This window comes from Acidilobus sp. (assembly GCF_049973875.1).
Lineage (GTDB): Archaea > Thermoproteota > Thermoprotei_A > Sulfolobales > Acidilobaceae > Acidilobus.
The window spans coordinates 1-22843 of record NZ_JBMFJI010000013.1 but is presented as its reverse complement, the minus strand read 5'-3'; the positions used below and the strand labels follow the sequence as shown (position 1 = coordinate 22843).

23 protein-coding genes and 2 pseudogenes are annotated in these 22843 nt (G+C 60.6%); 11 read left to right on the top strand and 14 right to left on the bottom strand.

Annotated features, from left to right (window positions below; translation table 11 throughout):
- The first annotated feature begins 78 nt into the window (after positions 1-78).
- Complete coding sequence (locus ACP5H1_RS05720) at positions 79-1224, top strand: MFS transporter (RefSeq protein ID WP_427972796.1); 1146 nt, start codon at positions 79-81, stop codon at positions 1222-1224.
- On the opposite strand, the gene ACP5H1_RS05715 is transcribed toward ACP5H1_RS05720, so the two are convergent.
- The 3 genes and pseudogenes from ACP5H1_RS05715 to ACP5H1_RS05705 all read right to left on the bottom strand — a co-directional run bounded on the left by ACP5H1_RS05715 (position 1221) and on the right by ACP5H1_RS05705 (position 3706).
- Entirely contained in the window at positions 1221-1946 is a 726-nt protein-coding gene (locus ACP5H1_RS05715) for a hypothetical protein (RefSeq protein ID WP_427972793.1), read from the bottom strand. The two genes, ACP5H1_RS05720 and ACP5H1_RS05715, sit on opposite strands and share 4 nt — an antisense overlap.
- Before the next feature lie 75 nt (positions 1947-2021).
- A pseudogene (locus ACP5H1_RS05710) lies at positions 2022-2785 on the bottom strand (sulfite exporter TauE/SafE family protein).
- 72 nt (positions 2786-2857) lie between these two features.
- Positions 2858-3706 (bottom strand): geranylgeranylglycerol-phosphate geranylgeranyltransferase, encoded by an 849-nt coding sequence (locus tag ACP5H1_RS05705; protein ID WP_427972791.1) that lies wholly within the window; start codon positions 3704-3706, stop codon positions 2858-2860.
- A gap of 70 nt (positions 3707-3776) precedes the next feature.
- On the opposite strand from ACP5H1_RS05705, the gene ACP5H1_RS05700 reads away from it, so the two are divergent.
- Positions 3777-4694, top strand: coding sequence for a hypothetical protein (locus ACP5H1_RS05700; protein ID WP_427972788.1), 918 nt, complete (start codon positions 3777-3779; stop codon positions 4692-4694).
- Here the strand turns inward: ACP5H1_RS05700 and ACP5H1_RS05695 are convergent.
- The 6 genes and pseudogenes from ACP5H1_RS05695 to ACP5H1_RS05670 form a co-directional block, all read right to left on the bottom strand.
- Positions 4680-6098: an aldehyde dehydrogenase family protein gene (locus ACP5H1_RS05695; protein ID WP_427972785.1), complete on the bottom strand. Its 1419-nt coding sequence runs from the start codon at positions 6096-6098 to the stop codon at positions 4680-4682. The two genes, ACP5H1_RS05700 and ACP5H1_RS05695, sit on opposite strands and share 15 nt — an antisense overlap.
- A gap of 12 nt (positions 6099-6110) precedes the next feature.
- Positions 6111-6623, bottom strand: a complete 513-nt coding sequence (locus ACP5H1_RS05690; protein ID WP_427972831.1) for a cob(I)yrinic acid a,c-diamide adenosyltransferase — start codon at positions 6621-6623, stop codon at positions 6111-6113.
- 126 nt (positions 6624-6749) lie between these two features.
- The gene (locus tag ACP5H1_RS05685; protein ID WP_427972782.1) at positions 6750-7310 is read right to left on the bottom strand and encodes a hypothetical protein; all 561 of its coding nucleotides are present in this window, start codon (positions 7308-7310) and stop codon (positions 6750-6752) included.
- A gap of 54 nt (positions 7311-7364) precedes the next feature.
- Positions 7365-7687: pseudogene (locus tag ACP5H1_RS05680) on the bottom strand (RNA-guided endonuclease TnpB family protein); the annotation flags it as partial.
- Positions 7688-7788: 101 nt separating this feature from the next.
- On the bottom strand, positions 7789-9924 hold the full coding sequence (locus ACP5H1_RS05675; protein ID WP_427972780.1) for an ATP-binding protein: 2136 nt from the start codon (positions 9922-9924) through the stop codon (positions 7789-7791).
- Positions 9925-11145 (bottom strand): DNA double-strand break repair nuclease NurA, encoded by a 1221-nt coding sequence (locus ACP5H1_RS05670; protein WP_427972777.1) that lies wholly within the window; start codon positions 11143-11145, stop codon positions 9925-9927.
- Between the two features lie 115 nt (positions 11146-11260).
- On the opposite strand from ACP5H1_RS05670, the gene ACP5H1_RS05665 reads away from it, so the two are divergent.
- Both ACP5H1_RS05665 and ACP5H1_RS05660 read left to right on the top strand, forming a co-directional pair.
- A complete protein-coding gene (locus ACP5H1_RS05665) occupies positions 11261-11929 on the top strand; it encodes a glycosyltransferase (protein WP_427972829.1) in 669 nt (222 codons plus the stop codon).
- A gap of 133 nt (positions 11930-12062) precedes the next feature.
- Positions 12063-12209: a hypothetical protein gene (locus ACP5H1_RS05660; protein WP_427972775.1), complete on the top strand. Its 147-nt coding sequence runs from the start codon at positions 12063-12065 to the stop codon at positions 12207-12209.
- 15 nt (positions 12210-12224) lie between these two features.
- Here ACP5H1_RS05660 and ACP5H1_RS05655 read toward each other — a convergent pair whose 3' ends face one another.
- Together ACP5H1_RS05655 and ACP5H1_RS05650 are read right to left on the bottom strand one after the other, a co-directional pair.
- Positions 12225-13307, bottom strand: a complete 1083-nt coding sequence (locus ACP5H1_RS05655) for a hypothetical protein (RefSeq protein ID WP_427972774.1) — start codon at positions 13305-13307, stop codon at positions 12225-12227.
- Positions 13271-13441, bottom strand: coding sequence for a hypothetical protein (locus tag ACP5H1_RS05650; protein ID WP_427972839.1), 171 nt, complete (start codon positions 13439-13441; stop codon positions 13271-13273). Before ACP5H1_RS05650 ends, ACP5H1_RS05655 begins: the two co-directional genes overlap by 37 nt.
- A gap of 261 nt (positions 13442-13702) precedes the next feature.
- Here ACP5H1_RS05650 and ACP5H1_RS05645 point away from each other — a divergent pair, with 261 nt between their 5' ends.
- The 5 genes from ACP5H1_RS05645 to ACP5H1_RS05625 are packed head-to-tail and all read left to right on the top strand — an operon-like array spanning position 13703 to position 18583.
- Entirely contained in the window at positions 13703-15064 is a 1362-nt protein-coding gene (locus tag ACP5H1_RS05645) for an APC family permease (RefSeq protein WP_427972772.1), read from the top strand.
- Positions 15064-15435: a hypothetical protein gene (locus ACP5H1_RS05640; protein WP_427972769.1), complete on the top strand. Its 372-nt coding sequence runs from the start codon at positions 15064-15066 to the stop codon at positions 15433-15435. Before ACP5H1_RS05645 ends, ACP5H1_RS05640 begins: the two co-directional genes overlap by 1 nt.
- A 53-nt stretch (positions 15436-15488) precedes the next feature.
- The gene (locus ACP5H1_RS05635) at positions 15489-17660 is read left to right on the top strand and encodes a glycoside hydrolase family 31 protein (protein WP_427972766.1); all 2172 of its coding nucleotides are present in this window, start codon (positions 15489-15491) and stop codon (positions 17658-17660) included.
- Between the two features lie 43 nt (positions 17661-17703).
- The gene (locus tag ACP5H1_RS05630) at positions 17704-18051 is read left to right on the top strand and encodes a DsrE family protein (protein ID WP_427972763.1); all 348 of its coding nucleotides are present in this window, start codon (positions 17704-17706) and stop codon (positions 18049-18051) included.
- Between the two features lie 49 nt (positions 18052-18100).
- Positions 18101-18583: a deoxyuridine 5'-triphosphate nucleotidohydrolase gene (locus ACP5H1_RS05625; RefSeq protein WP_427972760.1), complete on the top strand. Its 483-nt coding sequence runs from the start codon at positions 18101-18103 to the stop codon at positions 18581-18583.
- Here the strand turns inward: ACP5H1_RS05625 and ACP5H1_RS05620 are convergent.
- Genes ACP5H1_RS05620 through ACP5H1_RS05610 form a run of 3 tightly spaced genes read right to left on the bottom strand, consistent with a single transcriptional unit; the run spans position 18578 to position 20364 of the window.
- On the bottom strand, positions 18578-19183 hold the full coding sequence (locus ACP5H1_RS05620) for a lysine exporter LysO family protein (protein ID WP_427972758.1): 606 nt from the start codon (positions 19181-19183) through the stop codon (positions 18578-18580). The genes ACP5H1_RS05625 and ACP5H1_RS05620 overlap by 6 nt on opposite strands.
- Positions 19155-19454, bottom strand: coding sequence for a hypothetical protein (locus ACP5H1_RS05615; RefSeq protein WP_427972755.1), 300 nt, complete (start codon positions 19452-19454; stop codon positions 19155-19157). The genes ACP5H1_RS05620 and ACP5H1_RS05615 overlap by 29 nt, the downstream gene beginning before the upstream one ends.
- Positions 19455-19506: 52 nt before the next feature.
- Entirely contained in the window at positions 19507-20364 is an 858-nt protein-coding gene (locus ACP5H1_RS05610) for a hypothetical protein (RefSeq protein WP_427972752.1), read from the bottom strand.
- A 138-nt stretch (positions 20365-20502) separates the two neighbouring features.
- On the opposite strand from ACP5H1_RS05610, the gene ACP5H1_RS05605 reads away from it, so the two are divergent.
- Positions 20503-22026, top strand: a complete 1524-nt coding sequence (locus ACP5H1_RS05605; protein ID WP_427972750.1) for a PINc/VapC family ATPase — start codon at positions 20503-20505, stop codon at positions 22024-22026.
- Between the two features lie 61 nt (positions 22027-22087).
- Positions 22088-22843: HesA/MoeB/ThiF family protein (locus ACP5H1_RS05600; protein ID WP_427972747.1), on the top strand; the 756-nt coding region annotated here is incomplete at its 3' end.

The following is a 22843-nucleotide window of genomic DNA, read 5'->3' as shown; positions in this document are numbered from 1 at the left end:
AATAGGGCCATAGGTCCTCGGCTGTTGGCGCTATTTATTGCGCTAGGCAAAAGGGATTCCCAGCGGCTGGGGCTAGCAATGAAAGGACGGCCGGACGACCCAGAAAGATCGCGCGGAGTGAGGAGGATATCGCTTTACAACCTGGTAAACGGCATGACCAGCAGCGCCTACTCGTCTTACCTCTCGTTTATAGGGGCCTCCCTGGGGCTCTCGGGCTATACCCTTGGCATAGTCTCAACCGCGGGCACCTTCTTCACCAACATGGCGCAGTACTTCTCGTCAGTCACCAGGAGCAGGGCAAGGCTCCTGGTGCTCGAGGGAAACCTGGTGAGGGGCCTCGGCCTCTTCCTTATGCTGTTCTTCCTGAACAGCCACATAATATACACCATTCTGGTTGCCGTGATTATGGCGGGCTCGGGCGTAAGCTCCATGGGCCTCTCCCTCCTGAGCGAGTACTACAGCAGGGGGAGCAGGAGCATAGTTTTGTCCAGGATGGCCTTCTACTCGGCCCTGGGCTCGCTTCCTGTCATAGTGGCCGGAGGCCTGTACATGGCCACTAACGTGGAGCTGGCTAAGTACATCTTCGTCGCATCAGCCGTGGTGACGACCATTTCCACCTTCATAGTGTTTGACCTGCCCTACGACGAGCCCCAGGGACGAAGGTCCCTCAGGCTCTCCGCCAAGGGACTTGAGAAGTTCCTGGCGTTTAACTTTGCCTACATGATTGTGTGGTCCTTCGCCTGGCCCCTCTTCCCCCTCTCGCAGATATACGTGTTTAAGATGACGACCGAGCAGGTGGCCATAATAAACGTCATAGCCACCTCCTCAACGGTTGTCGTCCAGAGGTTCATAGGGGGCTTCATAGCTAGGAGGATGAAGCTCTCCCTGTTCCTGGGCAGGTTCACCAACACCTTCTTCGCGCTGGCCTACGCCGTGTCACCCAACATTTACGGCATATACGCATCCCAGCTCCTGGCGGGGCTGGCCAACTCAATAAATAACGTGGCCTACTTCTCATACCTGGTCGATAAGGCGGAGGACAAGAGGGCCGCCATAGGCACTTACAGCGTTGTCATGGGCGTAGGGGCCCTGATAGGGGGCGAGCTGGGCGGCTGGGCCTTCGAGTACCTTAAGGCGATAGAGGGCTACGAGTGCCTCAGGCAGCTGATGCTGTACACGGCGATAGCCAGGGCGTCAGCGGCCTCCCTATTCCTGCTCCTCTAAAGCGCCGCCCTGGCCTCCCTGAGGGCGCTGAGCTGGGACTCGAGGTCCCTGGGGGAGGAAACTATGACCCCGTCCACCACGCCCCTGAGCCTCTCTATGGCCTCCCTGACCTCGCTCATGGTAACGAGCTCCTCCCTGGGGATGGATCTGAGCGCATCTGCATTGGCTTCAGTGAGCAGCACCAGGTACACGTAGAGCTTGGAGCCCCTGAGGTGAACCTCCCTAGCCACCTCGCTCACGAGGCCGGAGCGCCAGGGCCTCGTTATCACGTAGAAGTCGGCGCCCGAGGAGGCCCTCCTGAGGACCTGGTCCATAGGCTTGGCGAGGCTCAGGAGGTGGCCGACCCTCACCCTTATCCCAAGGGACCTTATCACGGCTGCCATGGCCTCGGGGTCCGTGTTGCACGGGTCGCCGAGGGCGGGCCTGTCCCCCCTGAGGAGGAGGAGCCTCGAGACGCCAGCGGCCTCCATTGACATGGCTATGTTGACCACGCCAAGGGGGCTGACGTCGAGGAGCCTAAGGTGAGCTATCAAGTCCGCCCTGCCGCCCAGGGCCGACCTGATGGCCGCGGCCATGACAGGCGACGAGGGGGCCGGCGCGCCGAGAGGGGCGTCGGGCACGTCAAGGGAGTCCGCAAGTTCAAGGAGCCTTGAAGCCACCCTTGCCATCTTGTCAAGGGACCTCTTGGGCGGCAGCTCGGCGATCAGCTCAAGGTCTTCCAAAACCCTCGCCTTTCAGCTCTGCTTCGGAGGCCGCGCTTATAAATTACAAGCGCAACTTGACTGCCTATAATGGTTTCAAATAATTTTAACCAGCTCGCTTACGGTAGTCAGCACGAACACGCTACCGAGGAACTTGTATATGGTTGACGACCTCATCCTGTTGGCCAGCCTGGCGAAGTATATGCCGGATAGCATCGCAACGACGCCTATTATTACCGACGCCATGACGTCCGACATGCCGTCAGCTATGTAGGCCTCGGCCCCCGAGGCCGCGGACATGAACATGGCCAAGGTGGCGGTTCCTATAATCCTCTTGACCTCCATTGAGAAGAGGAGCATCATTATAGCTATGAACATTATCCCCCGCTGGCCCCAAGGGTGCCCGTCACCAGGCCCACCACGAAGCTGAGGGCAGGCGCGAGGACGTAGGCGACCCTGCCCAGTCCCAGGCTTCTCAAGTTCAGCGACGGGCTCTTAGACCTCTTAAATGACACGTAGGCCATGTATGCGGTGAAGGTGGAGAATGCTATCTCAAGGGCCCTGACGGTGGCCCTGAAGGCTATGGCCGAGCCCACCTGGGCCCCAAGGACGGCCCCGAGTCCTATGAGCACGGCCCTCTTAACGTCGACGTTCCTGTGCGTGAAGTAAACGTATATTACCGAGGTGGTAGTTATGACGTCGACCAGGAGGCTTGAGCCTATGGAGTCCTTAAAGCTAAGGCCCAGGTAGGAGAGGGCTGGAACCACTATAAGGACGCCGCTGGAGCCAGTTATCCCCGTGAGGGCGCCAACGGCCACTCCTATGAGCACGAGGGCGTACAGAGGTATTACGTGCGCCATAGCTTGGTCCAGGGAGGCTATAATGTGTAAACTAACTCTTTAAAGTTTTTGTAAATAGTTAAACTGGTAACGTCATCCAAGCGCGCCGAGGGCGAAGCCCAGGAGGGCCAGGGGGACCACGTAGAGCTCCACGTCCTTGACCCTGGTGGCGACGTCCTTGGTGGGCGACCTCACCAGCTTTAGAGACTCATAGATGAACACTAGGTCCACAGCCGCTATTGGAACGCCGTAGTAGAGCGGGTTGGCTATTCCAAGGAGCGGCGGCAGCGGGCTGAGGGCTATTGCAGCCAGGTAGAAGGCCATGGAGGCCAGGGAGGCCTTTGCGGGGCCGTGCACCACCGCCAGCGTCCTAACCCCGTGGAGCCTGTCGCCCTCGACGTCAGCGATGCCCTTAGCTATCTCCCTCCCCACCATGGAGAGGAATATCATGAGCGTCTCGAGCACTATGGCCATACTGACCCCGCCCCCCATGAGGGCGCCGTAGAGCAGCGGCGAGACCCCAGTGAAGGCGACCATGAAGTTGCCCAGGAGGCCCGTCCTCTTCGTTACCGTGTCGTAAAGCACTGCGTCAACGTAGGACACTGCCGCCACGGCAAGCTCTGGCAGGCCCATAACTGCTGAAATGATGAGGCCTACCGCGGACGTCAGCCAAAAGAGGGCCTTGGCCTCAGCCACGCTCACCCTGCCTGAAGGTATGGGCCTCCTGGGCGAGTTAACCATGTCAATCTTGACGTCAACTATGTCGTTGAGTATCATGGCTGACGACGTCAGTGTGTAGGCCACCAGGAACCCCATGACAATCGTGGCTATGGACGGGAGCCTGCCGCGGCCGGCTACGAAGGCCCCGACTATCACTATGATCCCCATCATGACGCCGTTGACAGGCCTCATCAGCTCCGCGTAGGCTGTGACCTTTGACAAGCGGGGCCCCAAGAACGCTGGGACTGTCCGCTTATAAGCTGTAATAGCTATCTACAACAGGGGACAGGGCTTGAGCGAGCTTGAGGCGCAGTTCGGCAACGCAGTGGCCAGGTTCAGGTACCCTGACGCCAAGATGTTCAGGTCGATAATAGACTCACTGTCAGACATTATCGAGGAGGCGGCGTTCACAATAACTAAGGACGGGGTCAAGGTCTCCGGGCTGGACCCAGCTAAGGTTGCCTACGTGGAGGTCACGATACCTTACTCGAGCTTCCTCGAGTACGAGCTCTCACAGGACTCCGTCACCATGGGGGCCAACCTGGCCTCACTGTCCAAGGCACTGGTCGACACCAAGAAGGGCAACAGCGTTGAGTTCAGGGTCTCCCAGTCCCAGGTGCTCATAAAGGTCGAGGGCCAGGCCAGGAGGGTCTACCTGCTCCCGAACATAGAGGTGGCCAGCGAGGTGCCTGAGATGAAGCTGGAGCACGACGCCGACATAAAGATAATGGCTGACCCCTTCAGGAGGGCTGTCGAGGACGCCGGCGAGTTTGGAAACGCCGTGGAGCTCGAGGCCACGGACACTTACTTTGCCGTGAGGGCCAGCGGGGACAGGCGCGCCGAGGCGAAGTTCCTCAGCGGCTCCGGCTCGTTGATATCGCTTGAGGTCAAGGAGATCGCCAAGGCCGTTTATGACTACAGCTACCTGGACAAGGTGCTGTCGCTGGCCAAGGTCGCCGAGCAGGTGGAGGTCATGTTCAAGACCGACAACCCGCTTGAGCTTAGGCTGGACTCGCCCAGCTTCTCAGTTAGGTACGTGCTGGCGCCGTACACCGGCGAGGCCGCTGGCGAGGAGGAGAGGACGAGCGGGAGGTCTAAGAAGAAGGAAGAGGCTAAGGAGGAGGCGGCCGAGTCGGAGGAAGCTGCCGAGGAGGGCGAGGAAGAAGAGGAGGGAGGAGAAGAGGAGGAGGGCTCGTCAGAGGAGGAGTAACGAAGTCCTGGTCGTGGGCACCTCGGGCCCCTCTCCAAAGTATTTAACAGGGTCGCCGACGACGTGGCATAGTGCCCTCAGGGCCTCGAAGGAGTCGTCCCTTCCCCTTATTATTACTCCCCGCCTTAACCTGGAGAGCTGCAGGGCGGCGCTCACGCTGCCGTAGACTAGCACGGCGGTGCTGTCCTCAATCATGGCGGCGACCTGCGAGGCCTCTGAGCAGTCGTCGTAGAGTGACACGGAAACTATAGGCGCCTGGACGTCGGTCCAGAGGAGCTCCGCGCTCCTGGGCACGTCGCTTATTATCAGCGGCGAGACGTAGTTGCCGTTAACGTTAACTTCGCCGGAGAGCGACGCGCCCTTGGAGGTGGCGTCGTTTATGAGCTTCACTGCCCTGTCCACGAGCCCCCTCGTCCTCAGCGGCCCCACGTCCTTGCCCTCCAGCGGGCTTCCGACGCTGAGCTGCGATATGTAGTCCTCCATAGAGTCAAGGAGCTCCTCACCAAGGCGCCTTGAGGCCAGCACCCACCTCACCGAGCCGCAGGCCTGCCCAGCGTTGGAGACCGCGGAGTCGACGACCTGCCTCGCCAGGGACTCCACGTCGTTGGGCTCACCGCACAGGAGCAGCGCGGCCCTCCCCGAGCAGTTAGCTACCACGTTGCTGAACGTCCTGCTAACCGAAAGCCTGGTGAACTCCCTGCCAAAGAGCACCGTCGCCGCGACCTCCTGCTCCGCCAGTCTGCCGTAGCCGTTCACGTTTACAAGGGACACGAAGTCCCCAAGGTCAGTGCCCCTAAGTATCGCTACTGCCGCGGCCGTCGAGGCGGAGGCCCCCCAGGGGGACTTGACCACCGCGGGCATGCCGTTGGCAAGGAGCGAGGCAGCGCCCGCTATGGCGCCGAAGAAGGGCGACGTGAAGGGGGGCAGGACCAGGCCGACGCCCTCCCTGGAGTGAACCGTGGTCGAGGTCCACTCGCCGCTCATGTCGAAGTGAAGCCTGCCCGTGAGCGAGCCTCCCCTGGCGCTGGCGAGCTCCTGGGCCTGTGAAAGTATGGCCTGAGATGCCTCTACCTCGTCCCTGGCCTCGGAGAGCTTCTTGCCCGTCTCCATTGAGATGACCTTTATAATCGCGTCCTTATAGTCATCTATGGCGTCCGAGGCCTCGAGGAGCGACTCAACCCTGTCAGAGGGCGACATAAGCGAGAGGGAGTCGTACCTGAGCCTGAAGGCCGGCGAGGGATCGGGAGGGACGGTTATGTAGTACCTGAGGCCCAGCGGCGTCTCGACCCAGACCCTCCTGCCCTGCTCGATGGCCTGCCCTCCGACCACGTACCTAACTCCAAGGCCGTCGTCCGTGACGAGGGCCTCGTCTATTGATTTCAGGAGCCCGGGGACCTCGCTCAAGGGCTACACCTCCTACACGGGCTCCTCGGGGTAGCCCATGTTGGTGGCCACGTAGACTGCCAGCGCGAACAGGGCGCTGCTCAGCCTGTTGACTATCTTCAGCGCGAGGGGGTCTATCTTGTACTCCCTGGAGGCCCTTACCATGACCCTCTCAGCCCTCCTGATCACAGCCCTGGCGACGTGCAGCGCCGCCGCGGGGCTGGGGCCCGCGGGCAACACGAAGTTCTTGAGAGGGTGCCTGCCGTAGTAGTTGTCTGCCATGTCCTCAAGCCTCCTCAGGTCGTCCTCCGTCACCGAGGCCTTCCCTGAAGCCGTGTAGCCGACCCTGAAGATGAGCCTCTGTATGTACTCCAGGTCGGCCAGCACGTCAGTCATGTAGCTGGGGACCAGCGACCTGGCTAGCCCAACGAAGCTGTTGGCCTCGTCCAGGGAGCCCATTAGCTCCACGAGGACGTGGTCCTTTGGGACCCTCTCGTTGAGGAGGCTGCAGTATGTTGTGCCCTCGTCGCCCGTCCTGGTGAACACGTGGGACAAGCGCTTCCACCGCCTGGCTAAGGCCTGCCAGGGTAATAAAGGCTGGGCTCAGCGCCGCTAAGCTGATATCTGACCTTCTCCCGCCCTGGAAGGGGCGAGGCTTGCAATTCATATCCGTCACGCGCTGGCATTGTAGTTGCTGAGTATCGACCTGACTACTGCGGCAGTGGTATCGTGCGCCCTCGCTCTCCTGTCGAGCTCCTTTATGAACTCGCTGACCCTGCCATGAACCTCAGCCCTGGAGAGCTCCACGGCGACCCTCTCAATGGCATCAAACAGCTCGCCGTCCTTGATGTTCTGGGCCGCATACCTCATCACAGCGTTCGCCAGCGGGGCCCTCCTGTCGTCCAGAAGCACTGTAGTGTCAACCTCAAACCCCACGTACCTGTAGATAGTCCTTATCATCACTTCTACCTTGACTTTGCCGAAGACGACGTAGGAAACCCCGTCCTTAACGTCGTTCACGGCCACTGTGGAGAGGTACATCGTGCCAGTCTCGTCCACGTCGCTGAGGCTCATATACTTGATCACCTCAAGGCCGTCCTCAGCGAAGGCGCTCTTCACGGCCTCGTAGAACTGGTTGAAGGCGTCCGCGTCCGCGTAGGCCACTGCCATCTCTAGCAGCTCCTCGTTCATTGAGACTACGTTTATCAGCTTCTGGGCGAGGGCGTCCTCCAAGCCTCTTCACCCGTTGTTGCTCAGCGTGGGCAGCGGCTGCCTCTCCACAATGTCACCGTCCTCGACGTACACAGTGGCCAAGTTAATTATTCCCAAATCAATGGAGGCTCCTAAATTACTCTTGTTTTCAGGTGATATTTTCGACCTCAACTGGGACGTGGGCATATCAACCCCTCCTAACCTAGTTATAAACTACCTCCAGTCAGTCTAAATCGCTTCCCCGCGCCACTTAAGTTTTCCCTTGAACTTTAAGGTCAGCTTGAAGTCCTTCAGTAGATAATCCTCTTACCTTAGCCTGCCTCGTAACGGTCGTTCCTGATGATGACAATCGGCTTATACTTCCCATTTTTGTCCTTTTAGTACCCTGGAGGTCTTGGCCACAACGAGTTTAACGACGTTAGCCCTCTTCATCCCCTTTCGCCCGCCGCTCCTCAATGCGTTTCTTTATGGTTTCTCGATAAGTCGCCAGCTGACAACGCTAGGCTGATATGTCATAGTGCATTGTCAGCGGCGTGGTGGTCTGGGCGAACACGTAGCCCTCCCTGAAGGCATAGCTTACGACGGCCATGTACCTGTCCTGGAGCCTCGGCAGGTACTGCCTCACCTCCTGGGGGAGCGACAGCGACTCGACCTGGGACTCCTCGCTCCTGAGCAGCACCTTGGTGTTAGTGAGCTGTATCACTATGCTGTTAAGGTCCTTGGGGCTGTGCGTGCTGAAGACAAGCCCTATGCCCCTTGACCTCCCTAGCCTGGCTATCCTGGATATCATTGCTGAGATCTCGCTTACCTCCTCCGCCTCCTCCTTGGACCTCCCCTCGCTTGGGAAGAACTGGTGGGCCTCATCTATGAAGATGACTACCTCGGGCGAGTCCCTCTCCCTCCTCCTCCAGGCCTCGTGCTTCCACGCTATGATCCTCTCAAGCATCCTGTACGTGAGCACCCTCAGGGCCTCGGGGCCCCCCTGGGAGCTCTCGAGGCCCTTCCTGAGGTCGAGCACCACGGGCACCTGCAGCAGGTTGGCCTCCCTCACGATGCTCTCCCAGCTGGGCTCCCTGAGGACCTCAAGGCCCTTGTCCGAGACTATCATGACGTCGACGAACCCCGTGTCCAGGAGGGCCGAGACCCTCCTGAACAGGGCCTCAACCGTGCTCCTGTGCGGCATGAGGGACAGTATCACCTTAGCAGTGAAGTCCACGGCCTCGTCAAGCTTGACGGCGCTGGCCCTCCCCCTCTCGTCGTAGCCCACGAGCCTCAGGAGCGGTATGTCCTCAGGACTTGCGGCCTCCTGGGACTCCCTCCTGTTGGCCACGTAGTTGCTCATGAGCTCCCAGGCCATCTTCATGGCCTCCTCGTCGGATGGGCCCTTCCTGAGCTTCATCAGGGCGACCAGCAGCGCCGCCTGCAGGATCTCCATGGGCGGGTTGAACTTGAACTTGGCCTTGAACTTCCTCCTTATCGAGGCCAGCATGCTCCTTGCCAGCTCGCTCATGCCTGGCATGAGGCTGACGAGAGAGTCCGTGGTGCTCCTGCTGGTGTCGATGAAGTACGGCACCAGGGCCAGCCTGAACGGGAGCCTCTGCGCCTCAAGGTACGTCAGGCCTGTGGAGTCCGACACCTTGTGCTTCAGGTCGGCCTCAACCTCGCTCTCGAGCAGGGGGGCTATGACGTCCCTGACGTACTCCTTGCCAAGCTCCCTGAGGACGTCAACGTAGTTGCCTCCCTCCCTCGAAGTCCAGATCTCGCCGAGGACCTGGGCAGTTATGGGCAGGACCACCATTACTCCGGGGGGCGGCGACACGTTGGAGTAGGCGTTCTCGTAGACCTCCCGGGGCTCCGGGGGCCTCTGGGGCTTCATGGGCAGCTGGACGAAGTCGTCATTAAGGTCAACTATTATTGCCGTGAAACCCCTCCTTGAGCTGCTGTAGGCGGCGGCTATCATGTTCTTAAGCAGGGTAGTCTTTCCGGCCCCGGTGGTGCCCACTATCAGTATGTGGTGAAGGAACGTCTGGACCGGCAGCTTAACCGGTATTCTGCCGCCATCTATGAGGCCCCCCGGCGTGGCAAGGCTGCCGAGGACCACGCCCTCCGGGGGCAGGTCCAGGAGCTCCCTGAGGGTCTGGGGTGACGGTACCACGACGGGGGCCTGGGGCTCTATGCTCTTGACCGCGGGCCTCGGGGACGGGTCACCGTCGCCCTTCTCCAGGACCAGCTCCCCCTCTATTATGGCGTCTGTTATGAGCCCCCTGGGCTCGACGCTGTTAACTATGGGGCTCACCGGGGGCTGGAGGCCCATCATGGCGAGCTCGTCCCTCCTGTTTATGGACGTGACCCTCACAAGGACGAGCCTCAGGTCCTTGGGGTCAACTATTACCAGGTAGTCGCCGACCCTCTGGAAGGGCGCCTCCCTCTCCCTGTAGTAGGTCGACGGGTCTATGACGAACTCTATCCTGGAGCCCTCGCCCACCTTCACCTCGTTGAACCTCGAGACCCTGCCCACCAGCTTGCCGACCTTGTTGGCCTTCTCATAGGCGGCCCTCAGCATCTGGTCTAGCCTGTCCACCTCGCTCTCTACTGCCTTGAGCTTGTCGAGCTGAAGCCCCTCCTTGTCAGCCAATTACTCCTCACCCTCCCCCGCCAGCCCCCTGAGCTCGACCTCGCTCTCGTAGCCCAGCCTGCCGCCCAGCCCCACGACCTCCTTAGCCAACAGCGCTCTTAAGGAGGAGGTCAGGGCCTTGGCCCTCCTGTCGCTCATGGAGACGCTCACGGGCTCAAGGCTCTCCCTGGCCAGGGAGTCCCCAAGGAACGCCTGGAGTGGGTCCACATTGAACTCCTCAAGCATGTTAAGGGTCTCCTCGGTGTACTCCAGCCTGAAGACCTTGGACCTGACGCCGAGCTTCTGCCACGCGCTGGGCATCATAATTACGTACTCCACTATCTTCTCTATGCCGTCGCCGCCCTTAACTATTATCTTTGGGGTAACATATACCCTGCCTGGCACCTCGTCCACGCACCCCAGCGAGGTCAGCCTCTGCAGTATCATTGAGTCCGTCTCGCCGGGCGCAGAGAGGCCGCAGCCCTCCAGGAGCCTTGAGTACGACGGCGACGAGGAGAGTATGAAGCTCCTCTCAACCCTCTTAACGACCCCTATCACAGGGACGCCGGCGGACTCCAGCTGCTTAACAGCCTCGTACCTCTGAACCATGAGGTTGCCGACGCCCTTGCCCTGGCTTATGAATATGGGCCCGTCGAGCATGACCACGGGCCTCCTGCCGGCCTCGGCGAACGCCCTGGCTATCTGCTCAACCGGGACCTCCATGGCCCACCTCTCGAGCGAGAGCCTGGCGTAGTCAGCGAGCTTAGATATAAACGACTGGGACAGGTCCGAGGGGCTCGCCATCACTGAGGCCACGCCCTCCTGCTCAGGGAGCTCAACGGCCCCGTGGGGCACTACATATATGAAAGGCGGGGGCGAGGGGCCGCAGCTCATGGGCTCGCCGTAGAGCGACGGGTAGTCGCACAGCTCCACGGGGCCCGGGCCCGACACCGAGAGGGCGGAGACGAGTATGTCGGCGTAAGGCGTGGCCAGGAGCCTGGTGCTGGTGTCAACGCCTACGTGCACCATGTCCTTCGAGTAGCCCGGCACCCTCCTGGGCAGGAGGGGCCTCGAGGCCCTCTCGAACATGTCCACAGGCCCCCTGTCCTCGTCGCCTGACGCCTCAAGGATCTCAGAGAGGCTAAGTGACGACCTGCCGCTCCTCCTGGAGCTGCTGCCCGGGTTCAGCAGATCCCTTGCGAGCTCACCTACTATCTCTGAGACAGACGGCGTGCTGCTCACCAGTTATGCTCGTGGTAATAACGTTACAGTAATACCTAATAAAGGGACTCCCCTCCGGGTACGGCTATTATTCCCTGAAACTGCGTGAAAGTAATACGGAAGAGCCTTGATCTCAGTGGTTACAGCTGCATACAACGAGGCGGAGAACGTCCCAAAGCTCGCCGAGAGGCTCAGGGCCGCGCTGAAGGGCTACGACCACGAGATCATACTGGTTGACGACAGCTCGCCCGACGGCACCGCCGCGGTGGCCGCCAAGTACTTCGACAGGGTCATAGTTATGAATAACGTGGGCCAGACCGCGAGCCTCCTAGAGGGCATAAAGGAGGCCTCAGGGAACCTGGTTGTGACTATAGACGCTGACCTCGAGAACCCGCCCGAGCTCGTGCCGGCCCTCGTTAGGGCCGCGGAGGACATGGGGTGCGACGTGGTGGTGGCGTCGAGGACCTGGCTTCCGAGGCCAGCCGAGGTGATGGCCTCAGCCACCCTCGGAAGGCTCCTGGGCGTCAGGGACCTCTTCTCCAACTTCAGGGTCTTCAGGAGGTCCCTCCTGGCGGACTATAACCTTAAGCTTGGGGAGACCTTCGGCTGCGAGCTCCTGGCAGCCTCGAGGCTCAGGGGGACTAAGGTCTGCGAGGTGCTCTACAGGCCGCCCCCAAGGAGGCGGAGCCCCAGGATCGGGGGGACGCTTAAGGCTAACATCAGGGCGACGCTCGCCTGGCTCAAGTGCACGTACTTCTACGTTGGCCTCTCCACGGCTAAGGCCCTGGGCCTAAACGCTGTCTAAGTGGTGTTATACTAGGCATTTACCTTCTACGGGATAGACGCTATCGCTAAGAACTCGTTTCATAAACACGTAAGGTACATGCCGTGATGTTTTTAAAGATTATTTAGTGGGACCCACACTGGTGTTTTAGCGTATGAGTAGCGAGGAGAGAATTCAGAGGGCCGAGAGCACAGACAGGCAGCTCAGGAGGTCCCTTTCGTTCATGGACATAACTGCGCTGGTCTTCGGCGCCCTGGTGGGAAGCGGGTGGCTCTTCGCCGTTGTCAGCAGTTTCCGGTAAACCGTGAAGTTCGTACTATTTGACATCATTTATCGTCCCTAACCCTTTTAATGCTATTAAGTAAGCCGAGGCCGTATGTCTGTCAAATCCTTTTTCTCTCATCACCCTATTATGATCCTCTGAGTTAGTAGTAGCCTTCGGGTCGACCAGGATAACGTTAAACCCCAGCCTGAGCGCCTTAATGACGCCGTGGGTTAGCATCTGCCTCTTGGCGAAGCGCGTTATCTTCCTGTTGGCGCTCCTGCTCCCTGTGAACCTCCTCCCCTTCACTAAGAATAAGTCCTCGAAAGTGACGTAGTCAACGCCTATCCTGGCCAGGAACGCCAAGGCCCGGGACATCGCGTTCAGCCTAAGGGCCTTCGCCCTCTCCTCAGGGAAGCCGTGGGAGACCGCCTCGGAGTACCACCACGTTTTAAAGGCGGCGATTTCACCATCCTTATTAATCGCGACGACGTTAAGCCTGTCGCTGTTCAGGTCGAGGCCAGCAATCAAACCGTAGCCTGCGGGCTTCGGCGAGGAGAGGTGCTTCAGGTACAGCCAGAGCGGCACTTGAAGGTGAATCGTCGGCCTCCCCTTAAAGGAGATCACAGCGCCGTAGCCCTCCTCCCTCCTTTTTGCCAGGTCCTCAAGCTCGCGGAGCAAAGGTAAGTACTCCTTACCGAAGTAGGCCCTGCCGTGAACCCACTCCCCGCTCCACGGGTCTCTGACCCTGACCTCCACGTGATCCTCCAGAACGTGGAACTTTATCCCCCTGTTGCCCTCGTCGCTTTTATTCCCCCTGCAGGCAACCCACCTCCTCTTAATCTCAACCTTTCTTCCGCCATTCTCGACAAGGGCTAAGGCCTGCTTGTAGGCAGTTTCTGCGTAAGAGGCGTAAGGTATAACCTTATACAGCTCCTTAACGGCCTCGTTTAGAGAAACTCCTCTCAGAGCCAGGTTAACCCCAGCCTTCACTGCCTTCGAGTAGTAATATGCGATCAGCGAGACCCTTCCGACGTCCTCAAACTCAACCCTGCCGTTTATCGTTACGAACTGGAAGTTCTCAAGCGCCTCCCTGGAGCCTACCAGCTTACTCCTCGTCGTCTGGCAGGATAACAATTACGATCACCTCCTTGCCAGCGATCCTCTGCCTTTTCCTTCACGTCCTTGGGGATGTATATCGCATACCTCCTCTCGCCGTACTTGTCGCTCCCAGCCGAGGATATGACCCCCCTGAAGACTATCTGCTCCATACCTTATCCGCTCCATATGTTATAAGTAGCAGAAAAACTTATAAGCATTTCCTCTCCTGTATTCCGCTGGAGGGCGCCACCGTGAAGTCGATGAGCAGTCGCGAGGTGGAGGAGGGCGCCCGATGAAGCTCCCCGCGTCGTGGCCGGGAGCCCACGCTCCCTAACCTAGGCGCGGGGAGCGGACAGGGGGTATGAGGACGAGAGGTTGAATACAAGTTCATGAAGCCTCAGTGAAAGTCCGACCCCTCCTACTACACGGCAATGGCGGTGGGTCCGGCGGCGTTCATCTCGTGGATAGTCGCCGGGGTGCTCATGCTCTTCGTGGCCCTCGCCTTCGCTGAGCTCTCGGCGGCGATACCGAAGTCAGGCTCAATAGTGAGGTACCCCCAGTACACGCACGGCAGCTTCGCGTCCTTCACGCTCTCGTGGTCCTATCTCGTGGCCTCCCTGAGCGTGGCCCCGGCCGAGGCGATAGCGGTAGTCACATACCTCGCCATATTCTTCCCGTGGCTCTACACCACCAAGACGACGCCCCTGGGGAGCGTCACGGTGCTCACGGCCCCTGGCGTTGCCATAGCGTTCGCTCTGCTTACGGCGTTCTTTCTGATAAACTACTATGGAGTTAACATAATGGGCTCAACCAACACGTTCCTTACGTACATAAAGTTCGTGGTGCCCATAGTCACGGTGCTGCTCCTCCTGGGCCTCGCGCTGCACCCAAGGAACTTCAGCACCCCGTCCTTTGTGCCCTACGGCACGGCCCCTATCATAATGTCCATATCCACCACCGGCATAGTGTTCTCATACCTTGGCTTCAGGCATGGCCTTGACTTTGCTGGGGAGGCCAGGAACCCGCAGAGGGACGTGCCCCTCGGCACAATACTCGGCTTCGTAATGGGCATAGTAGTCTACGTGCTCCTGCAGGTCTCCTTCACGGGGTCAATACCGTGGCAGGCCCTCGGCCTCAGGCCCGGCAACTGGACGGGCCTCTCCGCCACGCCCATATCAGCTGCCCCGTTCTTTGAGGTGGCCAGGCTCTCGAGCTCCTCGGCCCTGAGGTGGTGGAGCTGGGGCGTCATGGTGGGCGCCATAGTGGTCCCCATAGGCACTGGCCTGATATACATAGGCACCGTGTCAAGGGTGCTCTACGGCATGTCTACGAACGGCAGCATACCGGAGAGCTTCATGAAGCTCAACAGGCACAGGGTGCCCTGGGTGGGGCTGCTCATATCATGGCTTATAGGGGCCCTCTACCTGCTGCCGTTCCCCTCGTGGGCCTACATAGCCAGCCTGACCGTGTTTGCCACGGTGTTCACCTACACCATAGGCGGGGTGGCGGTCCCAGCGCTCAGGAAGCACGCTCCTGAGATAAGGAGGCCGTTCAGGCTCTGGGGCCCGACGGTCATGGGAGGCGTAGCATTCATAGCGGCCTACATGATAGTCTACTGGGCCGGGTTCAGCACCATGTGGATAGCGGTGCCGCTCGTGCTCGCGGGCCTGCCGATCTTCTACATCTACGTGGCGCCGCGCTGGTACAGGGTCAGCAGGTCCCTGGGAGTCGCCCTCGGCGTGGCCTACTGGGTCGTGCTGGCGCTCACCACATACTCATATACAGGGGCATAGTGCTGCCATGGGCCTCAATAGGCTACGGGCCCCTCGCGCTCAGGCAGTCGTACCAGGTCGACTTCTGGGCCTTCGTGCTGATCAACCTGCTCACAACGGTAGGCTTCACGCTGGTGGTTTACTCTCAGGGCAACGATGAGCTGAGGCAGGAGATAAACTCCGGCTGGTGGGTTATAGCGGCCCTCTTCGTCGGCCTGGTGCTAGTGTTCTACGGCACCCTGGGCCCCTTCGGGTCCAAAGCGCCCATAGGCTACCCGCTTGACGACGTGAGCACGGCTGTGGTGGCGGCGGTCCTTTACGTGTTCGCGCTTTTCAGCGCGCGCAGGACCAAGGACCTCGAGGCCCTGATACAGTCGCTCAGGGGCCCCTAAAACACAGGTCCTTTTATTCGCTTTTTTAGCTGCGCCCCCTGCAGGGGCTCAGCTTGCCCACGTTTAAGTTTGATGAGAGCAGGTTCAGGGCGGTAAGCTTTCTCCCCTCTTCCAACAGGGCCTTCGTGGACAGCTGCATAGCGAGCGACTCCGGCAGGATATGCGTCTCCCAGGTCAGCGGGAGGACCATAAGGATAGCCGAGCCTGGGGCCAAGGACTTCAAGGCCCAGCAGCTGGGGTCGCCCGAGCTCGTCGCAGGGGACTACAGGGTGCAGCTGCTGCCTCACATTAAGGTGACGCGCGGAGGCGTGACAATCTTTGAGGAGTGGGAGCCTGACGACAGGCTGGCTCGCGGCGCCAACAGGACGTGGGTCGACCCGCTCTTTGTGGACGTGAAGCCCACGGAGAGCTGGCTCAACTACCGCACCATAGTCACCGGCAAGGTGACCTGCGCCGACGGCAGGGTCTGCAGCTCCTTCGCCATCTCCCTCAGGCCCGGCGAGCCGCTGTACGGCCTTGGGGAGCACTTCGGGCACATAAACAAGAGGGGAGGCGAGTTCATAACTTGGGCAGCCGACGCGCCCTCGACGCCCAACTACGCCACCTACGTGCCCGTGCCCTTCATATGGTCTCCGAGGGGCTGGGGGCTCCTGGTAAACACCTACTCCCCGGTTTACTTCGACCTCGGCAAGAGCTCATACGACAGGCTCCTCATCATGGTCAGGGGCCCCCTGGACCTCTACCTCTTCCTGGGGAGCCCAAAGGAGATACTGGCGGAGCTCTACAGGCTTACCGGGACCCCCAGGGCGCCTCCGCCCAAGTGGAGCTACGGCTTCTGGCAGAGCAAGTGCGCCTACTACAGCCAGGACGAGGTCCTTAGCGTCGCCAGGGAGCTGAGGAGCAGGGGCTACCCAGCCGACGTCATCCACATAGACCCGCCGTGGGAGGGCAACTGGAGGAAGTACAGGTGCGACACGATAGACCTTGAGTGGGACACCTCGGCCTTCCCCGACCCCAAGGGGCTGGTGGACGAGCTGCACAGGATGGGCTTCAGGCTGTCGCTCTGGATGAACCCTTACATAGAGCCCGGGACCAGGCTGTGGGCCAGGCTTGAGAAGTACATGGTCAAGTCAAAGCTGGGCGGCCTTGCGACCCCGGCGGCTGACTGCCAGAGGAGGGAGGGGGCAGGCATAGTAGACCTGACGGACCCAGAGGGCTTCAGGGCCTTCAAGGAGGCCCTCAAGGACCTGGTGCTTCCGTACGCGGACGTGATAAAGGCCGACTACGGCGAGGCCGTACCTGAGGAGGCGGACTTCAGGAACGGCATGAGCGGCGAGGAGGCCCACAACTACTACCCGCTCCTTTACATGAAGGCAGTCTACGAGGCCACGGTGGAGGCCAAGGGCTACGGCATAGTCTGGGGCAGGTCCGGCAGCACGGGCGTCTGGGCCTACCCCCTGAACTGGGGCGGCGACGTGCCCTCAAGCTGGGAGGGGCTCAGGCAGGCCATAAGGGGGCTGCTCTCATACCACGCCAGCGGCGCCTTCTTCGGCTCCTTCGACGTGGGTGGCTTCATAGGGAGGCCGAGCGACGAGCTCTACCTCAGGTTCCTCCAGGCCGGGGTGACGGTAAGTCACGTGAGGGCCCACGGGGTGACTGACAGGGAGCCCTGGAAGTACTCCCCCAGGGAGACGCTCGCAGCGCTCAAGCTGCGCTACAGGCTGCTGCCCTACCTCTACTCGGAGTCGTGGAGGTCCATAGAGGAGAGGGTGCCGCTCGTGAGGCCGCTGCCGCTCGAGCACCCCGACGACCCCAACGTGTATGACGTAGATGACGAGTTCTACCTGGGCTCGAGCCTGCTGGTGGCCCCGATAGTTGAGGAGGGCCAGAGGGGCAGGGGCGTTTACCTGCCGGAGGGGAGGTGGATAGACTACTTCACTGGCAGGGAGTACGAGGGCGGCAGGTGGGTGACAATATCATATGACTCGCTGGACAGGTTCCCGCTGCTGGTCAGGGAGGGCTCGGTGATACCGTTGCTGGGCGTTGAGGTAGACCACGTGCCTGACGGTCACTTCAGCCCAGTGGAGTTCCACGCGTTCAAGGTGACGGAGGCGGAGTACCCCTACTACGACGGCTTCAGGGCCACGGTCAGGTGCAAGGGAGGCACCTGCTCAGCCGAGGGTATGCCGGCCGACGTCAAGTACACGTTCGTATACCACAGCTGAGGCATTTAATCCCACAGGGCACTAGGGCCAAGGGTTGGCGCGCATGGTAAAGATATTTGTTATCTGCACGGCTGGGAGGGACGATATAAACAGGGTCAACATGGCCATAAACTTCGCCCTCGGCGCCAGGAAGAACGCGGGCGCCGAGGCGTCATTCATGTTCCTCGGCAGGGGTGTTGAGTACCTGATGAAGAACGCGGCCAACGCCGACGAGGTGAGGAAGCAGATAGAGCAGATGAAGCAGGCCGGCATAGACGTGGCCTACTGCAGCGTCTCAGCCAAGGGGCTCGGGCTGACGCCCGACATGCTGATAGACGGCGTCGAGCCGGTGATGGGAGGCGTCCACACGGCTAAGAAGATACAGGAAGGCTATGAGGTCGTCTCCTTCTGACCTTTTAGGCCCCTCGCCTCTTTAGGCCTCTACCCTTGATTTATCCCAGGTGCAGGGCTTGGCTGTCCCGGGCCACAAGGCCAGGTCTTACATAAGGGACTCCGTGGACGAGCAGGTCCAACCGGCGGGCGTTGACATAAGGCTGGGGGAGGTCATGGAGTTCCTGAACGAGGGCGAGCTGAGGGCGAGCTCCAAGAGGCTCCCCGACGTCAGGCCTGTGAAGCCAACGGAAGGCCTTTACAGGCTCCAGCCAGGCGCCTACAAGATAAGGTTCCTCGACATTGTCACAGTCCCCCCGGACGCCGTCGGCATCTGCTACCCCAGGAGCACGCTGCTGAGGATGGGGGTCACCGTCTCGTGCGCGGTGTGGGACCCTGGGTACACGGGCAGGGGGGAGGCCCTCATGATAGTGGCAAACCCTCACGGGGCCGTCATAGAGCAGGGGGCCAGGGTGGCCCAGATGGTGTTTATAAGGCTCGAGTCGAGGCCCTCCTCGCTCTACAGGGGCTCATATCAGGGCGAGAACCTATAGCCTGACTACGGCAGGCACTATAATAGGAATTAGCAGGGTAAGCACCACCCCCTGGACAAGGCCTTCAAGGCCTGTCTCGGGCCCGGCGTACCTGGTTATGACGCCAAGCGTGGTGTCCATTGACGTGGCGCCCCCCATGACGACGGAGCCCTCCCCTATGAGCCTGTCAATAGCGGGGAAGAGGGCGAGCGTCAGGTCCTCCCTGAGCTGGTTTGCCACGAAGCCTATGACGCCCATGGACGGGCTGAAGAGCGACAGGAACGGCCCCGTGAAGGAGTACCAGCCCGAGCCAAGGGCGGCGGCCACGGTGAGCCTTAGTGGGAGGCCCAGGAGCTCGGCAATGGCTAGTCCTGCTGCGGCGTCGCCCGCGAGCGCGGCGGCTGTGAACATGAGGCCCACGGAGAGTATCCTCCTGCCGGCCCTGGCGAGCCTCCTCCAAGAGAGGCCCACGTAGGCCCCGGCCGTCGCGACAACTATATACAGGAAGATGTAAGCGTAGGGCAGCACTTCATCTGGCCTTGGCCTCAGCGATGCCCCCAGGGCTATGCCTATGACAAACGCGGAGGCGGTCCTAGCCGCTGCCCTTAGCTCTTCCCTCAAGCCTCCTCAGCCCCCACTCAGCTATGTAGGCCCCCAGGATGCCTGGAAGGACCGCTATCAGCAGGGAGGCGACTGTTATGCTTACCGCGCTCCTCCCTATGGAGAGCACCTCGGAGCCGACCACGAGACCCATTGAGAACACGAGGGCCAGTATGAATATGGTTGACGTCGTGTCAAGGACCTTTAGGTGGCCGACTCCTTTGCCCTCGAGGGCGAGGCCAACCATGAAGCCCACGGCCAGCGATAGGTATAGGATTTCCTCTAGGCTCACCCCAGCAGCCCCTTGGGAGGGCCGCGAAGTTAAGATTAAAAGGGTGCATCCATCACGCGTAGCCCAGCCTTCTGTAGAGCTGGGCAGCCTCGTTCAGGTGCTTCCTGCCTATCCTCATGTGCTCCCCCATCTCTACGAGCACGTCCATGCCAGCTATGAGGCTCTCGAGCGTGGCGTGGGACGTGTAGATCCTCCTTATCTCGTCCTCGCCCGCCTTGTATATCAGCATAGCCGGGGGCTTCGAGGCGTCATACACTGCCACCTCGGCGGGCCTGTTGGGCTCTATGAGCGTCTCCTCAAGCCCCGCCAGCTTCCTGAGGGACTGGCTCAGTGAGAGCACGTCGTCAAGGTCCTCGAGGCCGTAGCCCCCTCTCCCGGTCAGCACCAGGTGCCCCCTGTCGCCGTCCTCAACCTGGCCCCCTGGACAGTCCTTGCTGCCTATGGTCACCAGCCCCCTCAGTATGGGCTGTATGGAGAAGGCCTCCGTGCACGACGGCCTGGCGACGCCGTAGAAGCCCCCTATCCTGCGTGCCAGGTCAAGGGCTAGGGAGCTTGAGAGGCTCTCGACCAGCGCTGTGGTCACCCCCATCATGTGGAGCTCGTAGACGCCCGGCAGGGAGGCTGTGAACAGCTCCTCGTCCTTGAGCCTCCTGTAGAGCTCTATCCTCGCCGCCAGGGAGGGCCTCGTGTATCTTATGGGGTAAGCCGCCACGTCAGCCACAGCGGTGAGCCCGGGGACGACGACCCTGCCCTCGCCGCCTATCACCAGCGTGGCGTCCTGTATGTCATCGGGGGCGGGCTGAGGCCCCACGTCCCTTATTATGCCGTCCTCTATGTAGACGTAGGAGTCCCTTATGATCTCCTTGCCCGTGTAGACCGCCGCCGCGTTAATCAGCACCGTGAGGGTCATCTTTCATCCACGTTTCCTTGGTTTTCCGTGGGTAATTACGCGTGTCGGATCTGGTTCCCCATTGAGGAGGTCCTCAGTCACGTGAGAGGTTAAAATCGCTGGACTTTATGCTTACAGTGGACTAAGGGGCCAGATGGGTTGAGCGGTGAGCCGACGACCTACGTAGCAGATGTGGACTCCATAGTTGACGGTAGCCTCAGGAAGCTCGTGGAGTCAGGCAAGGTGCTGGGCAGGGTGGTTATACCGAAGGGCGCGGTCGACTACTTCTACTCGGAGGCTAAGGCGGGCAGGAGCGTGGGCTTCACGGGACTCCAGGAGCTCGACAGGCTGGCCAAAGAAGTTCCCAGTGGAGTGACCATAGAGGTCTCAGCTGAGGTGGAGGGCGAGAGCTACGAGAGGCTCAAGCTGTCAGTGAGGGACTACGCGCTGAGGCGCGGGGCCGTCCTGGTGACAAGCGACCCCATACAGGCCCAGGCGGCCCAGTTCATAGGCATCAAGGTGCTCTACACCGGCACGCCCAGGGAGGGCAAGCTCAGGATAGAGGAGTACTTCAACGAGAAGACGATGAGCGTGCACCTCAAGGAGGGGGCGGCCCCGCTGGCTAAGGTGGGGAGGCCTGGGAGCTGGCTCTTCGTGAAGCTCTCCGACAGGCCGCTTGAGAGGCCAGAGCTTGAGGAGATGGCCAGGGAGATAATTGAGAGGGCGCTGACTACAGCTGACGGCTTCGTAGAGATAGACAGGAGCGGCTCCACCATAGTTCAGCTGGGCGACTACAGGGTCGTCATAACGAGGCCCCCACTGAGCGACGGGTGGGAGATAACAGCTGTGAGGCCCATAGCGAAGCTCAAGCTTGAGGACTACAACCTGCCTGAGAAGCTCATGGACAGGCTCCTCTCGAGGGCTGAGGGCATACTTATAGCTGGGTCGCCCGGCGCCGGCAAGACAACGTTTGCCCAGGCCCTGGCGGAGTTCTACGCCGGCAGGGGCAAGGTGGTAAAGACCATAGAGTCGCCGAGGGACATGAGGCTCTCGCCCTCTATAACGCAGTACTCCAAGAACTACGCGGACATGACGGAGCTCCACGACATACTCCTGCTCTCGAGGCCCGACTACACGGTGTTTGACGAGATGAGGGACGACGAGGACTTCAAGCTCTACGTGGACCTCAGGCTGGCCGGCATAGGCATGATAGGCGTGGTTCACGCCACGACGCCAATAGACGCCGTCCAGAGGCTGGCCACCAGGGTGGAGCTTGGCATGATACCGAGCATCATCGACACAGTAATATTCATAGACAGCGGCCAGGTCAGCAAGGTGTATGAGCTGGGCATAACAGTCAAGCTGCCGACGGGCCTCAAGGAGGAGGAGCTCGCCAGGCCAGTGGTGGAGGTCAGGGACTTCCTGACGGGCGAGCTGGAGTACGAGATGTACACCTTCGGCGAGCAGGTCATGGTCATACCCGTGGGCCAGAGGAGGTCATCGCTCAGCATAGAGGACAAGGTATCAAAGATAGTCCCAGGCGCCGAGGCGGAGGTCAGGGACGGGGCCCTGATAGTTAAGCTCCCCAGGAGGGCGAACCTGAGCTCGAGGAAGGTCAGGAGCCTCAAGAAGCTCGCCAAGGAGGAGAACCTGGACCTGAGGTTCGTGCCGCGCGAGGACTGAGCTGGTCGGGCGGCCTACTAACGTTCAAAAACTCGCTGGGCCACGCCCAGCTGGGAGCTTTATGGCCTCAGCTGACGTTGCAGAGGTCCTCTCCAGGTTCTCAAGGGAGGCCCTGGTAAAGGGGATAGGGCAGGAGGGGGTCAAGAGGCTGAGGGAGTCGAGGGCCGCCATAATAGGCTGCGGGGCGCTCGGCTCCACCGAGGCCGAGCTGCTGGCCAGGTCAGGGGTAGGGTTCCTGAGGGTCGTTGACAGGGACGTGGTGGACTACACCAACCTCCACAGGACTCACATGGTGGGCGAGGCGGAGGCCGAGCAGGGGGTCCCCAAGGCTATAGCCTGCAGGGAAGGCGTGGCGAGGATAGACAGGTCGGTCAAGGTTGAAGCTTACATAGATGACGTTGACTCGGACAACATAGAGGACATAGTTAAGGACGTTGACATAGTGCTTGACGGCACCGACAACATGGACACCAGGTTCGTGATAAACGAGGCCGCGGTGAAGTACAACAAGCCGTGGGTCTACGCTGGCGTGAACTCCTGGTATGGCACCGTGATGTTAATAGAGCCCGGCAGGGGGCCGTGCCTCAGGTGCCTCATCCCTGAGGGCCAGGAGGGGCAGCAGGCCTCATGCGACGTCATACCTGCAATAGGCACCGTGACCACGATAGTCGGCGCCATGGCCGCAAACCTCGCTATAAGGTACCTGGCGGGCGACAGGCCCGAGCCGGGGGTCCTGTACTCGATAGACGCCAGGGAGAACACTGTTGAGAAGGTCAAGGTCGAGAGGAACCCCTCGTGCCCCGTCTGCGTCAGGAGG

Excerpts from the sequence above, each read along its gene's own strand:
- ACP5H1_RS05660 (WP_427972775.1), top strand. The coding sequence starts at position 12,063 with ATGAGTAGCGAGGAGAGAATTCAGAGGGCCGAGAGCACAGACAGGCAG.
- ACP5H1_RS05645 (WP_427972772.1), top strand. The coding sequence starts at position 13,703 with ATGGCGGTGGGTCCGGCGGCGTTCATCTCGTGGATAGTCGCCGGGGTG.
- ACP5H1_RS05720 (WP_427972796.1), top strand. The coding sequence starts at position 79 with ATGAAAGGACGGCCGGACGACCCAGAAAGATCGCGCGGAGTGAGGAGG.
- ACP5H1_RS05630 (WP_427972763.1), top strand. The coding sequence starts at position 17,704 with ATGGTAAAGATATTTGTTATCTGCACGGCTGGGAGGGACGATATAAAC.
- ACP5H1_RS05610 (WP_427972752.1), bottom strand. The coding sequence starts at position 20,364 with ATGACCCTCACGGTGCTGATTAACGCGGCGGCGGTCTACACGGGCAAG.
- ACP5H1_RS05650 (WP_427972839.1), bottom strand. The coding sequence starts at position 13,441 with ATGGAGCAGATAGTCTTCAGGGGGGTCATATCCTCGGCTGGGAGCGAC.